Annotated in this window: 12 protein-coding genes; 9 read left to right on the plus strand and 3 right to left on the minus strand. The window is 66.7% G+C overall.

Annotated elements, in window-relative coordinates:
* Positions 1–28 precede the first annotated feature (28 nt).
* From C7C57_RS05880 to C7C57_RS05900, 5 genes are all read left to right on the plus strand, one after another.
* Positions 29–1120 (plus strand): hypothetical protein, encoded by a 1092-nt coding sequence (locus C7C57_RS05880; RefSeq protein ID WP_187977939.1) that lies wholly within the window; start codon positions 29–31, stop codon positions 1118–1120.
* A gap of 962 nt (positions 1121–2082) precedes the next feature.
* Positions 2083–5772: a chromosome segregation protein SMC gene (smc, locus tag C7C57_RS05885; protein WP_187977940.1), complete on the plus strand. Its 3690-nt coding sequence runs from the start codon at positions 2083–2085 to the stop codon at positions 5770–5772.
* A gap of 44 nt (positions 5773–5816) precedes the next feature.
* Complete coding sequence (gene ftsY / locus C7C57_RS05890; protein ID WP_030148686.1) at positions 5817–6692, plus strand: signal recognition particle-docking protein FtsY; 876 nt, start codon at positions 5817–5819, stop codon at positions 6690–6692.
* Positions 6693–6754: 62 nt separating this feature from the next.
* Complete coding sequence (locus C7C57_RS05895; RefSeq protein ID WP_030148687.1) at positions 6755–7252, plus strand: DUF2004 domain-containing protein; 498 nt, start codon at positions 6755–6757, stop codon at positions 7250–7252.
* A 9-nt stretch (positions 7253–7261) separates the two neighbouring features.
* Positions 7262–8302, plus strand: coding sequence for a GNAT family N-acetyltransferase (locus C7C57_RS05900; protein WP_187977941.1), 1041 nt, complete (start codon positions 7262–7264; stop codon positions 8300–8302).
* A 13-nt stretch (positions 8303–8315) separates the two neighbouring features.
* On the opposite strand, the gene lipA is transcribed toward C7C57_RS05900, so the two are convergent.
* Positions 8316–9281 carry a lipoyl synthase gene (gene lipA / locus C7C57_RS05905; protein ID WP_187978289.1) on the minus strand — a complete coding sequence of 322 codons (966 nt, stop codon included), beginning with the start codon at positions 9279–9281 and terminating at the stop codon, positions 8316–8318.
* Between the two features lie 167 nt (positions 9282–9448).
* A complete protein-coding gene (gene lipB / locus C7C57_RS05910) occupies positions 9449–10159 on the minus strand; it encodes a lipoyl(octanoyl) transferase LipB (RefSeq protein ID WP_187977942.1) in 711 nt (236 codons plus the stop codon).
* A 111-nt stretch (positions 10160–10270) separates the two neighbouring features.
* On the opposite strand from lipB, the gene ffh reads away from it, so the two are divergent.
* Positions 10271–11827 (plus strand): signal recognition particle protein, encoded by a 1557-nt coding sequence (ffh, locus tag C7C57_RS05915; protein ID WP_187977943.1) that lies wholly within the window; start codon positions 10271–10273, stop codon positions 11825–11827.
* A gap of 75 nt (positions 11828–11902) precedes the next feature.
* Here the strand turns inward: ffh and C7C57_RS05920 are convergent, their stop codons facing one another.
* Positions 11903–12868 carry a LacI family DNA-binding transcriptional regulator gene (locus C7C57_RS05920; protein WP_187977944.1) on the minus strand — a complete coding sequence of 322 codons (966 nt, stop codon included), beginning with the start codon at positions 12866–12868 and terminating at the stop codon, positions 11903–11905.
* A gap of 247 nt (positions 12869–13115) precedes the next feature.
* Here C7C57_RS05920 and C7C57_RS05925 point away from each other — a divergent pair, with 247 nt between their 5' ends.
* The 3 genes from C7C57_RS05925 to C7C57_RS05935 are packed head-to-tail and all read left to right on the plus strand — an operon-like array spanning position 13116 to position 15750.
* A complete protein-coding gene (locus C7C57_RS05925) occupies positions 13116–13937 on the plus strand; it encodes an ABC transporter permease (RefSeq protein WP_187977945.1) in 822 nt (273 codons plus the stop codon).
* Positions 13934–14746, plus strand: a complete 813-nt coding sequence (locus C7C57_RS05930) for an ABC transporter permease (protein WP_245601267.1) — start codon at positions 13934–13936, stop codon at positions 14744–14746. The genes C7C57_RS05925 and C7C57_RS05930 overlap by 4 nt, the downstream gene beginning before the upstream one ends.
* The gene (locus tag C7C57_RS05935; protein WP_187977946.1) at positions 14743–15750 is read left to right on the plus strand and encodes an ABC transporter ATP-binding protein; all 1008 of its coding nucleotides are present in this window, start codon (positions 14743–14745) and stop codon (positions 15748–15750) included. The genes C7C57_RS05930 and C7C57_RS05935 overlap by 4 nt, the downstream gene beginning before the upstream one ends.
* The last annotated feature ends 93 nt before the right edge of the window (positions 15751–15843 follow it).

Genomic DNA, 15843 nt, shown 5'->3' on the forward strand with positions numbered 1-15843 from the left:
CAGGGCCGCTGGGGAGGGGCACGGGGAAATGAAACTTGAGTGGCTGAGCGCATCGGAAGCCGAGCTCGTCGCAGCCGCGCCGGGTATTACCGGGGGAACGCGGATGCGCGGTGTTCGTATTCGGCAACCCTTCGGAATGCGGGCGAACCAATTCGCGGGTATGTGTTATTTTGCCGTGTCGGGCATTTTGGCCTCCTACCTAGCCAAGGAAAGCACGCCATTTAGTGTCCCGCTGGTCCTGCTGGGGGTCACGATTCTTCTTTGCTGGTTCTACGTTTTGGCGCGTGATTACCTGAGGTTCAATAGGAATGCGCGGGCCGAGGGCCGGACACTTAATTTCAGGCTTCTCCTCACCGGATCCAGCAATGGTTTCAGGATGCGATTTGCAAGGATTCCCTGGTTCGCATCACTGATCACCCGTAAGAGTCACTACACGTACTTCAACCCTCGTTTCGAAGGCGAGGGGATCGAGTTTGGGAACATGTCTTATCGTCGTGATCGCCCAGGCTCCTGGCACTATATCGTCGCGTACCTTCCCGAACCCGTGCCCCACCTCCTCTTCGAGTCCATGGCGGCGGGCGGGCTGGGCCGCCGGTTCCTGGCCGGTGCGGATTCCGATCAGATCCTCTCGCTCGAGGGCGATTTTGATCGGTCATTTCGGTTGCACGCCCCACCCGAATATGGGCGGGACGCACTCTACCTGATCACGACGGACGTGATGGCCGCCCTGATAGATCACGCGCAGCAATACAACGTGGAGCTTGTGGATGACTACCTGGTGTTTTTCCGGGCGGGCGACGCTGACTTCACGGAAGTCGAAACGTGGACCACGGTCGACGCGATCCTCAAAAACGTGGTGCCCCGTCTGAAAGCCAACGTGCGTCGATATCGAGACGAACGGATTTTGGTGGGCGATGCCGCGTCCTGGGAAACCTCCTACGCTCAGGTGGATGAGGTGGGCGCCACGGGCCGGCGTCTTCGAACCAGGGACCTTCGTGGAAGTACCAACGCAGTTCTTGACAGGTTTTGGGGACCGCTCCGACGGTCGCTGATCGCCTACCCCGTGTTGACCGGATTTGTCTCGTGGGGATTCTTCTTGTCCCTATTGGTAGATCGATGAAAAAACGTTGGGCTTACCCGTTCAACTCGAAGCTTTGGTTAGAACTGAATGAAAAGTCGAATCTCGGAGTGACATGGTGAGTCATACGCGCAGAATTCTAGTATCAGCGATTTGCACGGCAACGCTTGGAGTACTGAGCCTGACCGGGTGCGCCATTCATCTCCCGGATGGTCAACTCGAGGCCGATAGATTGGCCGAATCCATTGAGGGGATGCCGGGGATAACATCGCTTCGTGCTCATGGAATAACCGGGAGCTTCGGAACTGAGGGGTACGCAAAAATCACCATCGAAACCACGCCGTCCATCTCCGTGGTGGAGCTTGAACCGATCCTGCGGGCCTGGAGATTGGCCGCCTCCAATAGTGATTCCCATCTCCGACGCGAACTGAATGTTGATGTGAAAGAAACCAGCTGTTCACTGGTGGTGTCACATGAGGTAAAGCCCGGGCAACTTGACGATTCTGCACGGTTTTTTCCCGCACTGTGCGCCGCGGCTCCCGGCCAGGGGGTCTTTCTGGATGATGACTGGGAAGGGCGAAGCTTGAAGGTTCGAGCTCCTCGGGGTGAAGCTGAGCTACCCCTTGACGTAGAACAACTTCGTGCTTTGCCTGGTGCCACAACAGATCATGACTTTTGGGACATATATAGAGTGGAGTATCGGTGGTTTACGGAGTCGACGGATAATCCATAAGCCACGAATTAACTGCGGACGGGGTAGGTCAGATTTAACTGGATAGAGCAGGTACGCTGTGACCGCATCCGAAGTGCCGGTATCGCCATTAACCCTCCGAGTGGCTGCCTGGAACGGCCCACCGTCTGGTGAGGCTACTTCGAATCTTGACCACCCCGCCGTCCCGCCCCACCCGAAATTCGCCCAAAACCCGCGCAATCACGGGCCGGGTCGCCGGTTCTTGGTACGGTAGTGCAGACGTATCTTCGAACCGGGAAAGGGGTGAGTGCGCGTGTATCTCAAAAGCCTCACCCTGAAGGGGTTCAAATCCTTCGCCCAGCCGACCACGTTTGCGTTTGAACCCGGGGTGACCTGCGTGGTTGGGCCCAACGGCTCCGGCAAGTCCAACGTGGTGGACGCACTGGCCTGGGTCATGGGTGAGCAGGGCGCCAAAACCCTGCGCGGCGGCAAGATGGAGGACGTCATCTTTGCCGGCACCTCCACGCGGGGTCCGCTGGGCCGCGCCGAGGTCACGCTGACCATCGACAACTCCGACGGTGCGCTGCCCATCGACTACACCGAGGTCACGATCTCGCGCACGCTGTTCCGCAACGGCGGATCCGAGTACGCGATCAACGGTCAGAGCTCCCGCCTGCTGGACGTGCAGGAACTCCTCAGCGACTCGGGCCTCGGCCGCGAGATGCACGTCATCGTGGGGCAGGGCCAGCTAGACGCCGTGCTTCGAGCTACCCCCGAAGAGCGTCGTGGTTTCATCGAGGAGGCCGCCGGCATCCTCAAACACCGCCGGCGCAAGGAAAAAACGCTGCGCAAGCTCGACGGGATGCAGGCCAACCTCACCCGGCTGAGCGACCTCGCAGGGGAGATCCGCCGCCAGTTGAAGCCCCTCGGTAAGCAGGCCGAGGTGGCCCGCGAGGCGCAGTCGATCCAGGCCATTGCTCGGGATGCGCGAGCCCGCCTGGTCGCCGATGACATCGTCCGGCTCGACACCGACATCCTCGCCTTCTCCGGAACCGAATCCGACCGGCTGGCCGAGCGCGCGATCCTCCAGGAGCGCGCCGATCACACCCGCGCCCGCATCGCCCTGCTGGAACAGGCACAGATTGGGGACGCGGTGGATCGGGCGCGCACGGTGGTCTTCGACCTGGAGTCCGTCCGCCAGCGCCTCGACGCGCTGACCGGACTGGCCACCCAGAAGGTTGCCCTGCTGGATGCCCAGGGGGAGCGCCCCGCGCAGGCTCCGGGGATCTCGCCCGAGGCGATCGAACGGGCCGAGGCCGAGGTGACCCGGCTGATCGAGGGGATCGACGCCGCCGAGGCGGGCTGGGAACGTGCACGGCAGACTGCCGCCGCGGCCCGGGCATCCCTGGACGCGGTGGATACCGAACTGACGGTTCAGTCCGAACTCCTCTCCGCCCACGACCTGGAGGTCCAGGCGGCCACCGGCCGAGCTGAAACCGCCGCCTCGCGCCTGGCCGCGCTTGCCGCCGAGGCCGAGCGTCAGGAGCGGGCCGAAGCTGCCGCCACCGAGCGCGCCGAGGAGGCTGCGCGGGCGCTCGCCGAGGCCGAGGCCGGGGCGGGCGTGATCGACGCCGACACCACCGGTCTGAACGATGCCTACCGCGATCAGCAGGAGCGGGTGCAATCCACCGAGGCCGAAATCGAGCGCCTGCGCGAGCTTCTGCACGCCGCCGAGCGCGAGCGTGACGCCCTCACCGCGCAGACCACCGCGCTGGCCCGCGCCCTCGACATTCGCGACGGTGCCGCCGAACTGCTGGCCCGTGATCTCACCGGCGTGAACGGTTTGGTTGCCGCCGGGATCCGCGTGGATGCCGGGTATGAGCAGGCGATCACGGCCGCACTGGGCCGCTTTGCCGACGGTGTGATCGTGGCCGACGCCGACGCCGCGCATGCCGCCCTCGACCGGGTCGAGGCCGACACCCTGGGCCGGGTCGACCTCGTGGTCGCCGCCGCCGGAGCCGCGAATACCGCACCCGTGGCCGGGCTGATCCCCGCCGATTCCCTGGTCACCGGTCCCGACGGCGTGCGCGGACTGCTCGCCGGGGTGTTTGTGGCCGAGGACCGCGAGGCCGCACGCCACGGACTGAACATCCTGCCCGCGGACATGCCGGTCACCATCGTCACGGTCACCGGAGACGTTCTCACCCGCTTCTCGATCAGCGGCGGTTCGGGGGAGGGGCGCGGCCGGATCGCGCTGCGCGCCGAGCACGATACCGCCGCCGAACGCCTGGCCGAGGTCCTCTCCTCGATCGACACACTCCGGGTGGATCTCAGCGCCGCCCGCGCCGAGGGCCAGTCGGCCAAGCAGGCCTCGGCCGCGGCGCTCGCCGCGCTGCGTGAACTCGATGCGAGCCTCGCCGCCGAATCCGAACGCCTGCACCGCGCACGCGGACAGCATGAGGCCGCCCAGGCCGAACGCGAGCGCCTGCACACCGCCCGATCCGCCTCCGCCGCGGGGCTGCGCGAGGCCGAAGCTGCCGCCGCGGCCGCCGAACGCGCGGTGGAAACCGTGCGCGCCAAGCCGCGGCCCATCCTGGACGGGACCCTGCGCGAGAGCCTGTGGGCCGAGCTGGAAACCGCCCGCGAGGCCGAGGTCGAGGCGCGGTTGCGCGCCGAAACCGCGCGCGAGCGGGTTCGTACCGAACAGGATCGTCTCGCCTCGCTGCGTCGTCGCTACCGTGCCGAACGCGACGCCGCCGAAGCTGAGGCTCGGCGCGCGGTGCTGCGCGCCCGGCAGTTGGAGGTGGCTCGCTCGGTACTGACCGACCTGCCCGCGGTGCGCGAGGTCCTGGAACGCTCACTCGCCCAGGCATCGCTGGAACTGGCCCAGGCCGAGCATCAGCGCGGGGAACAGACCCGCGAACTGCAGGAGCTGCGCGCCGAGGAATCCGGTGCTCGCACCCGACTCGACGCCATCGCCGACTCGATGCGCGGCCTGGAAATGCAGATCTACGAGCGCCGGGTGCAGCTCACCTCGCTGCTTGAGCGCGCGCAGTCCGAGCTGGGCCTGGATCGGGACGCGCTGGTCGGTGAGTATGGCCCAACCATTGGCGTGCGAATGACCGCGAGCGAGCAGGATGAGCTGACCCGCACCGGCCGGGTGTCCTGGCTGCGGGCGGGGGCGAGCATCGAGATCGCCGCGGTGGACCGGGCCACGGAGTTTGACGATCCCGCGGTTACGGGCGCGCGGATTGCCGTTGTCACCGAAACCGACCCCGCCGATACCCACGGCCTCGGCTATCCACTTGACACCGACGAACGCACCCTGCCCTACGTCCGCGCCGAGCAGGAGCGCCGCCACCAGTCCGCGCAGCGCAAGCTAGGACAGCTGGGCCGGGTCAATCCGCTCGCGCTGGAGGAGTTCGCCGCGCTCGAACAGCGCCACGCATTCCTCACCGAGCAGCTGGCCGACCTCACCCGCACCCGCGCCGATCTGATGACCATCATCGAGGAGCTCGACGCCAAGATGCAGGCGATCTTCGGTGCCGCCTTCGCCGACACCCAGGCGCAGTTCGCCGAGGTGTTCCCGATCCTCTTCCCCGGCGGCACCGGCAGTATTTCGCTCACCGAACCCGAGAGCCTGCTGACCACCGGTATCGAGGTGCGGGTGCGCCCGGCGGGCAAGAAGATCGAACGGCTGTCGCTGCTCTCCGGCGGGGAGCGCTCGCTCGCCGCGGTCGCGCTGCTGGTGGCGATCTTCCGCGCCCGCCCCAGCCCGTTCTACATCATGGACGAGGTCGAGGCGGCGCTGGATGATGCCAACCTCGGCCGTCTGCTCACCATTTTTGAGGGGCTGCGCGAGAACTCGCAGCTCATCGTGATCACCCACCAGAAGCGCACGATGGAGATCGCCGACGCCCTCTATGGGGTCTCGATGCGCCAGGATGGCGTCTCGGCGGTTGTGGGGCAGCGTGTGGTGGATCGGGCTGCGGTCACCGAATAGGCCCGGGCGGCCGGTCGCGGGCGCAAAACCGCTAGGCTAGGGGTATGGCAGAACGCAGCACATGGTCCCTCGGTGGTGCCCTTCGGGGACTGTTCCAGAAACCCACGATCGATGACAACACGTGGGATGATCTGGAGCACGCACTCATCACCGCCGACTTCGGAGCCGACGTCGCCGAGGACATGATCGAGGAGCTGCGCGCCAGCGTCGCCCGCTTCCACACCACCGATCCGCGCGACCTGCAGCGGATGCTGCGCGAGAACGTCGAGGAGCGCCTGGCCAAGTACGATCCCACGCTGCACCTCAGCGAGCGTCCCGCGGTGGTGCTCGTGGTGGGCGTGAACGGGGTGGGTAAAACCACCACGATCGGTAAGTTCGCCAACTACGTGGGCACCTTCGGACGCTCGGTTGTGGTGGGGGCCGCGGATACGTTCCGTGCGGCCGCCGTCGAACAGCTGGCCACCTGGGCCGAGCGTGGCGGGGCGCAGATCGTGCGTCCGCAGCACCACGGTCAGGATCCGGCCTCGGTCGCGTTCCAGACCGTCGAGTTTGCCAAGCGTAACGGCGTGGAGATCGCCCTGATCGATACCGCTGGACGGCTGCAGACCAAAAACGGTCTGATGGATGAGCTCTCCAAGATCCGCCGAGTGATCGAAAAGCAGGCCCCGATCTCCGAGGTGCTGCTGGTGCTGGATGCCACCACCGGCCAGAACGGCCTGGCTCAGGCCGAGGCATTCATCCAACACGCCGGGGTCACCGGCCTGGTGCTGACCAAGCTCGACGGCTCGGCCAAGGGCGGGTTTGTGCTGGCCGTGCAGGAGCGCACCGGCATCCCGATCAAGTTGATCGGTCAAGGTGAGGGAATCGGTGACCTGACCGGATTCACCCCCCATGCGTTTGCCCAGAAACTGGTGGGATAGTCGAATATGCTCCCCCTGAGCTTCACCCGCAACGGCATCGCACAGAAACTGATGGGCTAATCATGGCACTCGAACACGACTTCTTCGGTCTGCTTTCCACCGGCGGACCCGGCGGAATCTACTGGTCCGAAACCGTGGAGTTCGGCGACCAGGCGGTGGGCGTCTCGCTCAGCGCCGAGGATGCTCAAAACGTCACCGAGGAATCCCTCGAGGTGGCCGCCGCGATGATCTCCTCCCTGGAGGAACTCGACCTGCGTGCCCGCGAGGCGATGATCGCCGAAATCTCCTCCCGGCACACCGCGGTGAGCAGGTTCATCGCGCTGCTGGAAGACGAGCACGGGGAGGACCTGGAGGACTACTTCAGCCACGTCTCCGGCGACCGCGACATCGACCTGCTGCGTGCCATCGCGGTGATCGGGGTGCGCTTTAGCCCCTCCCACGCCGGCGAGGACAACACGTTTGTGGTCTTCGAATATGCGCTCAGCATGGATGAGTCCGACGATGTCCTGCTGGTGTCGCTGAACAACCGCGGCGAAGCCGTCTCAATCGAACAGGACTAGCAACACGTCATGAGCATCACCCTCGTCCGCACCCACTGGTCAGACCCCGTGGGGCGGGAACTTCGCAGCGCCCAGCAGGCAGACCTGACCGTCCGCTACGGTCCCTGGCAGGGCGGTCCGATTCCGGACCTGAACCCGGCCGAGGTGGAGGCCTTCATCGTCGCCTTCGAAGACGGCAAGCCGATCGGCTGCGGCGCGATCCGCCGCGAAAGCGCCGACATCATGGAGATGAAGCGCATCTTTGTGGTGCCCGAGGCGCGCGGTCGTCGCCTGGCCGGGATCATCCTGGAGGCGCTCGAGCGCGAGGCCGTGGCACTCGGTGCCCGCTACATGCGCCTGGAAACCGGCACCCAGCAGCCCGAGTCGGTGCGCCTGTACGAGCGCTACGACTACCGTCCGATCGATGCGTTCGGCTACTTCGCCGACGGCGCGGACACCCTGTTCTATGGCCGCGACCTGGATACGGTGGCCGCCCGTCCGGCGCAGCCCGCGGTGCGCCGAATCCACGGGGTGCTGCACGAGGTCGACGGTGCGCTGATCCCCAGCGAAAGCGCCGGCGTCATGATCGCAGACCTTGACGGAGGATATGCGATCCGCCGGGCCAGCAGCACCGACGTGCCCGCCCTGCTTCGCCTGCTCGCCGACGACGATGTGGCCCATGCCCGCGGCGACGCCCCGGACACCGATCCCGCCGCCGACATCAGCGCATTCGAGCGTGCCTTCTCCCGAATCGACCGCGATCCCGCACACCTGCTGGTCATCGTGGATTCCCCGGCCGGCGAGGCCGTGGGCACGATGCAGCTAACCGTGCTGCCGGGCCTCGGCCGCGGCGGAGTGAACCGTCTGCAGATCGAGTCGGTCCACGTGGCCAGTTCCGAGCGTGGTGCCGGGGTCGGTTCGGCGATGATTCGCTGGGCCCTGGCCGAGGGCGTTCGCCGTGGTGCGGCGATCACCCAGCTCACGTCGGACCTGCGCCGTACCCGCGCGCACGAGTTCTACGAGCGCCTGGGCTTCGCCCGCTCGCACGCGGGGTTCAAGCACCTGGGTTAGTGGAGTCCGCCCGCTATCCGGCGTGCACCGCCTGCGGCGCGCTGGAGGCGCGATCCAGGTGGGCGAGGGCCTCGGGGATCGGGCGGCTCTGGGCGCGCATGGTTTCGGCCCACAGTCGGCCGGCCCGGTAGGAGGAGCGCACCAGGGGACCGGCGAGGACCCCCGAGAACCCGATCTCCCGGGCGGCAACCTCGAGATCAAGGAACTCCTCGGGGCGCACCCAGCGGGCCACCGGGAGGTGGCGGGGGCTCGGGCGCAGGTACTGGGTGATCGTGATGATGTCGGTGCCCGCGGCCTGCAGATCCTCAAGCGCCGTCAGGACCTCGGCGGGTTCCTCACCCATGCCGAGAATCAGGTTGGACTTGGTGACCAGACCCGCATCCCGCGCCCGGGTAATCACGCCGAGCGAGCGCTCGTAGCGGAACGCCGGGCGGATGCGCTTGAACAGACGCGGCACGGTCTCCACGTTGTGCGCAAACACCTCGGGCCGGGAGGCGAACACGGTGTCCAGCAGCTCGGGATTGCCTGAGAAGTCCGTTGCCAGGATTTCCACGCCGGTTTCGGGATTGGCCTCGTGAATCGCGCGCACGGTTTCCGCGTGCAGCCAGGCCCCCTCATCGTCGAGGTCATCGCGGGCAACGCCGGTGACGGTGGCGTAGCGCAGCGCCATCCGTAAAACAGAATCGGCAACCCGGCGGGGCTCATCGCGGTCATACGCCGAGGGCTTGCCGGTGTCGATCTGACAGAAATCACAGCGCCGGGTGCACTGTGCGCCGCCGATTAGGAATGTGGCCTCGCGATCCTCCCAGCACTCAAAGATGTTGGGGCACCCGGCCTCCTGACACACGGTGTGCAGGTTCTCGGTCTTGACCAGCTGCTGTAGCCCGCGATACTCGGGGCCCATTTTCGCGCGGGTTTTGATCCAGGAGGGCTTGTGCTCGATCGGGGTCTGGGTGTTGCGGGTCTCGATTCGCAGCATCCTGCGTCCCTCGGGGGCGGCCAGCGGTTCGCCGGCCACCGTCGGGAGCAGGGTTGCGCCCGGCGGCTCGGCCATCAGCAGGCCCAGGGACGCGGGAATCATCGGGCCCGAGGGCGTCGCGGTGGTGGATTCGGGGGGCGTGCCGATCGAGCCGAGGTTGCGCGCGCTCATTTTTGGCCGCCCGGGGTGTGCGCCTGCGCGAGGGCCGGAACGCTGTCGGGTGCCGGTTCGGGGGAGTGATACCAGTCGTCGAAGTGGGCGGCGATCAGGATCGCCGCATCCGCCGTGGTGATGGGGCGCCCGGCGGCGGCGCTGAGCGAGCTCACCCCGGCATCCCGGATCCCGCAGGGCACAATCTGGGCAAATCCGGCGAGGTCTCCCGAGCAGTTCAGTGCGAAGCCGTGCAGGCTGGCCCCGCGCTCGACCCGAATCCCGATCGCCCCAATCTTGGCCTGCCCCGCGCCATCCTCGACCCAGACTCCGCTGCGTCCGGGAACTCGAAACGCGGACACCCCGAGGGTCTGTGCGGTGTTGATCAGAACGCGTTCGAGGCTGCGGACGTGCCCCACCACGTCCACCAGGTTGGAATCCTCGCCGATCGGCTTCAAACGCATGATCGGATATCCGACCAGCTGCCCGGGACCGTGCCAGGTGACCCGCCCCCCACGGGTCACCGGGATTACCGGGGTCCCATCCGCCGGATACTCATCGGGACGGGCCGAACGTCCCGCGGTATACACGGACGGATGTTCGCACAGCAGCAGGGTGTCGTCGGTGGTTCCGGCGACCACCCCCTCATGCAGGGTGCGCTGATGTGTCCACCCCACCCGATAGTCGAGGTATTCGGGGGCCAGACCCAGCTGTGCGATGCGTACCATGCGCCTAACCTAGCATTAATGTACGCGGTCCAATAATTAAAACGAATCGGCTGCACCGTGGCCCGGCCGGGCGCACCCATCGCGTCCGGGAAATTGGTAAACTGGCTTCAAATGGCTACTTTTGGAAATCTCTCAGATCGGCTCGCCGATACCTTCAAGAACCTTCGGAAGAAGGGAACCCTGTCGGCTTCCGACGTGGACGGCACCGTCCGCGAGATTCGCCGCGCACTGATCCAGGCCGACGTCGCCTTCGACGTTGTGAAGGAGTTCACCGGCCGCGTGCGCGAGCGTGCGCTGGGCGATGAGGTCAACAAGGCCCTGAACCCCGCCCAGCAGGTGGTCCAGATCGTCAACGACGAGCTGGTGCAGATCCTCGGTGGCGAGCAGCGTCGCCTGGAGTTCGCCAAGACCGGAACCACGATCATCATGCTCGCGGGTCTGCAGGGTGCCGGTAAGACCACCCTGGCCGGAAAGCTCTCGAAGTGGCTGATCAAGGAGGGACACACCCCGCTCCTGGTCGCCGCCGACCTCCAGCGTCCCAACGCCGTCACCCAGCTCGGCGTCGTGGCCGAGCAGGCCGGCGCGGCCATCTATGCGCCCGAGCCCGGTAACGGTGTCGGCGATCCGGTCAAGGTCGCCAAGGACGGCGTGGCCTATGCCGAGCGCAACCAGCACGACGTCGTGATCGTGGACACCGCGGGTCGCCTCGGTATCGACGAGGAGATGATGAAGCAGGCGTCGAAGATTCGCGCCGCCATCAACCCGCACGAGGTCCTGTTTGTGATCGACGCGATGATCGGTCAGGACGCCGTCAACACCGCCAAGGCCTTCCAGGAGGGTGTGGACTTCACCGGTGTGGTGCTGTCCAAGCTCGACGGTGACGCCCGCGGTGGTGCGGCGCTCTCGGTGGCGTCGGTCACCGGACGCCCGATCATCTTCGCCTCCACCGGCGAGAACCTCGACGACTTCGAGCCCTTCTACCCCGACCGGATGGCCAGCCGCATCCTCGACCTCGGTGACATCCTCACCCTGATCGAGCAGGCGCAGTCGGCCTTCGACGAGGAAGAGGCGATGAAGCTCGCGGAGAAGTTCGCGACCGACACCTTCACCCTCGACGACTTCCTGAAGCAGATGCAGCAGCTGCGCAACATGGGCTCGATCAAGAAGATGATGGGCATGCTCCCGGGCATGGGCCAGATGAAGGAGCAGCTGGACAACTTCGACGAGTCCGAGCTGAACCGCACCGAGGCCATCATCCAGTCGATGACCCGCGCCGAGCGGCAGAACTCCAAGCTGCTCAACGGCTCGCGTCGCCTGCGGATCGCCCGCGGTTCGGGATCCACCGTGACCGAGGTCAACCAGCTGGTGAACCGCTTCGAGCAGGCCGCCAAGATGATGAAGACCATGGCCAAGGGGGGCATGCCGCAGATCCCGGGCATGGGCCCGATCCCCGGCGGCCGTCCGAAGATGCCCAAGAAGAACGCCAAGAAGAAGGGTGGCTCGCGCTCGGGCAACCCGGCGAAGCGCGCGGCCGAGGCCAAGGGCATCACCGCGGCACCCGCGGCGCCCACCGGCGGCGGTTTCGGCCTGGGCAAGGGCGGCGCCAAGGGTCAGCCCAGCGAGGATGACATGGCCACGATCCAGCGCATGCTGGGTGGCCAGGGCTAGTCGGGCTCACTCTGACAAAACGGCGGCGGCGGACTTCAGGTCCACCGCCGCCGTTGTGTGTCCGGAGTGTGTTTTCTAGACCGGCTCGCGTTCGCCGAGGTCCCAGTCCACCGAGACAGGTAGGCGCAGGCGGGGGATTTCGCCACCCGGGGCTGCGTCGAGGCGGGCGAGCAGGGTGTCCATGGCCTGGCGTCCGAGTTCGAGGCCGTCCACCTCGAGGACGGGCACATTGGCGGATCCCAGCGCGTCGGCGATGCCGCGATCCGCGCTCACCACGAGGTTGGTGATCCCGCGGGACTGGAGTCCAAACATGATCCCGGTGGACAGCGAGGAGGAGTAGGAGATGACCGCGGTGGCGCCGGAGGTCAAGATTTCACCCACCACACCCACGCCCGCGGCGAAGGTCGAGCGGTGCGGTCCGAGCACGGTCAGGGCGGCCTTGCCGCGCAGCGCCTCGATCACGTGGGCCACGCGGCGCAGGTTCTGCCAGGAGCGGCCGGGGCCACCCACCAGTGCGATGTGTCGGTGCCCCTGCTCCACCATGCGGAGCGCCAGCTCGGCGAAGCCGGTGGCAGAGTCGGCGACCACCGAGGGCACCCCGTCGATCTCGCGGTCGATCAGCACCGTGGGCTTGAGCTTGCACGCGGGCTCCACAAACTGGTCCTTGCCGCGCGGGGCGGCCAGCAGGAAGCCGTCAACCTGCGGGGCGAGTCGGGCGAACTGCTCAACGTCCTTGTCTTCGAGAAACGCGGTGGCGGCGACGGTCAGCAGGTAGCCGGCGGCATCCGCGCGGTCCTGGGCACCCTGGATGATCGGGGTGAAGAACTGGTTTTCCAGGGTGGGAACCACCATCGCGATGACGCCTGTGCGTCCACTGGCCAGCGCGGTGGCGGTACGGGAGGGGGCAAAGTGCAGTTCCCGGGCGGCCCGCTGAACCCGCTCGATGGTCGCGGCGGCGACCAGCTCGGGCTTGCTGAGGGCGCGCGAGGCCGTGGCCTTGGATACCCCGGCGCGACGCGCGACGTCCTCAAGTGTGCTCACGGAGCCTCCGAATTTATGCGGGTGGGCGAGGCCGAAGGCGCTCGCTGGGGGATGGGGTGACGGCGAATTGCGGCGTCGTCGGGGGAGAAAAAGAAGTGTTTGTTTCTTCGATAGAACTTAGCGTATAGTGTGTGAAACCGGTTGTGCAACCGGTTTCATTGCCCGTTTCGGCGTTTTGCGTCGAAATTGCCCGCCCGTGCGTGGGGATCCCCGTCCCGCACCCACACCACTGCCAATGGGGGCACACATGTCTCGAAAACCAGCCTGGCTGCTGCTGCCCGGTCTGGTGTTTATCCTGCTCGGATTCGCCATTCCCTCGGTCGCGATGCTCATCGCGCCGCCCGGGGTCAGCACCGGAGACGTCTTCGCGCGTCTCGGCCAGATGCTCACCGACCCCTACTCGCTCGGCATCATCGGCCGCACCCTCGGCCTCGGCCTGATCACCACCGCGACCTGCCTGGTGCTCGGCTTCCCGATCGCCTACCTGCTGGCCCGCTCGACCTCGCGCTTTGCCGGCATGTGGCTCGCGCTGGCGATCTTCCCGCTGCTGCTGAGCAACGTGGTGCGCACCTTCGGATGGATCGTGCTGCTGGGCAGCCAGGGCGCGATCGGCCAGCTCATCACCGGCCTGGGCTTCGCCTCCGAGGCCCCGCAGCTGCTCTATACCGAGCTCGCCGTGGTCCTCGGTATGACTCAGCTGTTCCTGCCGCTGGCGATCATCTCCTGCTACTCGGCCGTCGCCCAGGTGGATCCCGGACTCGATGACGCCGCCCGCGGACTCGGCGCCAGCCGCACCCGCACCCTCTGGACCGTGGTGCTGCCGCTGTCCGCCCCGGGCCTCGTGGTTGCCACGACCCTGGTCTTCGCCGGTGCCGCAACCGCCTATACGACCCCCTACCTGCTGGGTGGATCCAGTCAGCGGATGCTCGCCACCGAGCTGTACAACTACTCCAACGTGACCGTGGACTGGGCCTCGGCCTCGGCCACCGCGCTGATCATGACGCTGCTGGTGTTCCTGGTTTCGGGCCTGAGTTCGCTGCTCTCGCGGGGAAAGAGCGTGCAGTCATGAGCATGATCAAAACTAATAACGCCCGCCCGGTGCTCGGCACCCTGGCCGTGCTCGGCTACATCATCATGATCGTCCCGATCCTGTTTGTGGTGAGCACCGCGTTCTCCACCGGACGCACCGTATCCTTCCCGCCCAAGGGTTTCACCCTGGACTGGTTTGGCGCGGCCCTCGGCAACAACACGTTCATGTCCTCGCTGGGGCAGAGCCTGCAGCTCGCGCTGATCGCGACCGTGATCGCGCTGGCCATCGGAGTCCCGGCCACCATCGCGATGCACCGCGGCAAGATCCCCGGCAAGTCGCTGGTCCAGGGCCTGTTCCTCTCCCCGCTCGTGGTTCCCGAGCTGGTGGTGGGCCTCGCGCTCTACCAGCAGATCATGGTGGTGCTGGGGCAGTCGAACTCGATCGCCCTGCTGATCGGACACACCGCGATCCTGCTGCCCTACGCGGTGCGGGTGACCGGAGCATCCCTCGCCCTGGCGGATCCGGCGATCGAGGAGGCCGCCCGCGGTCTCGGTGCCTCGCCGCTGCGCGCATTCTTCACGGTGACCCTGCCGCTGCTGCGTCCCGGGATCTTCTCCGCCGCCCTGCTGAGCTTCGTCACCTCGTTCAACAACGTGCCGCTGTCCCTGCTGCTGCAGGACCGCAGCTTCCGCACGCTCCCGGTCACGATGCTCGACTACATCCAGCAGAACTATGACCCGACCATCGCAGCAATGTCGACCCTGCTGCTCGCCGCAACCGTCGTGGTTGCCATCATCGCCGAGCGCACGGTCGGCTTCGCCAAGATCTTTGGAGGTATCAACAAGTGATTCCCGCAGCCGAATTTGTCGGAGTAACCCAGGCGTACGGTGACTTCCTCGCCGTGGACAACCTGGACCTCACCATCGAAGAGGGCAAGCTGACCACCCTCCTGGGCCCCAGCGGATGTGGCAAGACCACCTCGCTGCGGATGCTCGCCGGATACGCCCGCCCCACCTCGGGCAAGATCCTGATCGGCGGCGAGGACGCTACCGCCCTGCCGCCGGAAAAGCGCGGCCTGGGCATGGTGTTCCAGTCCTATGCGCTGTTCCCGCACCTCACCGTCGCCGACAACGTGGGCTACGGACTCAAGCTGCGTAAGGTGCCCGCCGCCGAGCGCAAGGCTCGCGTGACCGAGGCGCTCGAGCTCGTGGGTCTCGGCCACCTGGCCGCCCGCAAGCCCAAGGCACTCTCGGGTGGACAGCAGCAGCGCGTGGCGCTGGCGCGGGCCATCGCGATCCGCCCCAAGCTTCTGCTCCTGGATGAGCCGCTCTCCAACCTCGACGCCCGCCTGCGGGTGCAGATGCGTGCCGAGATTCGTCGCATCCAGGCCGAGACCGGCCTCACCGTTGTGCTCGTCACCCACGACCAGGACGAGGCCCTGGAAATGAGTGACACCATGGTGCTCATGCGCGCCGGTAAGGTCATGCAGACCGGCGCCCCGGACGAGGTCTTCCCCGCCCCGGCCAACCGCTTTGTGGCCGAGTTCCTGGGCTATGAGAACTTCATCCCCACCGCCGAGGGCCTGTTCACCGTGCGTCCCGAGCAGCTGCAGATTGCCTCGGCGGACGCCACCACGCCGGGCGTGAACCTCGACGGCGTGATCACCAGCAGCGCCTACCGCGGCGTCGACCTGGTGGTCGGCGTGGATGCCGCGGCGCCGGGCGGCGAAACCGTGCCGCTGATCTCGGTGCTGCGCCGCGACACCCTGCCCGCCGGACACACCGGGTTCACTCCGGGGGAGCGGATCTCGGTGACCGCACCGGCGCCCGCGCTCGTCCACCTGCCCGAATAGCCCCGGCCGGCACCCGCACCCGGGCCCCGATGCTCCTGCCCGAATAGCTCCGGCCGGCCCCACACACTCCCCACCACATCCCTTTCACAGTAA

The sequence above is a fragment of the Mycetocola sp. JXN-3 genome (assembly GCF_014522285.1).
Lineage (GTDB): Bacteria > Actinomycetota > Actinomycetes > Actinomycetales > Microbacteriaceae > Mycetocola > Mycetocola saprophilus.

Bases quoted from the DNA above. Each gene is read 5' to 3' on its own strand.
- C7C57_RS05895 (WP_030148687.1), top strand. From the start codon at position 6,755: ATGGCACTCGAACACGACTTCTTCGGTCTGCTTTCCACCGGCGGACCC.
- lipB (WP_187977942.1), bottom strand. From the start codon at position 10,159: ATGGTACGCATCGCACAGCTGGGTCTGGCCCCCGAATACCTCGACTAT.
- C7C57_RS05930 (WP_245601267.1), top strand. From the start codon at position 13,934: ATGAGCATGATCAAAACTAATAACGCCCGCCCGGTGCTCGGCACCCTG.
- C7C57_RS05925 (WP_187977945.1), top strand. From the start codon at position 13,116: ATGTCTCGAAAACCAGCCTGGCTGCTGCTGCCCGGTCTGGTGTTTATC.
- lipA (WP_187978289.1), bottom strand. From the start codon at position 9,281: ATGCTGCGAATCGAGACCCGCAACACCCAGACCCCGATCGAGCACAAG.
- ftsY (WP_030148686.1), top strand. From the start codon at position 5,817: ATGGCAGAACGCAGCACATGGTCCCTCGGTGGTGCCCTTCGGGGACTG.
- ffh (WP_187977943.1), top strand. From the start codon at position 10,271: ATGGCTACTTTTGGAAATCTCTCAGATCGGCTCGCCGATACCTTCAAG.
- C7C57_RS05900 (WP_187977941.1), top strand. From the start codon at position 7,262: ATGAGCATCACCCTCGTCCGCACCCACTGGTCAGACCCCGTGGGGCGG.
- C7C57_RS05880 (WP_187977939.1), top strand. From the start codon at position 29: ATGAAACTTGAGTGGCTGAGCGCATCGGAAGCCGAGCTCGTCGCAGCC.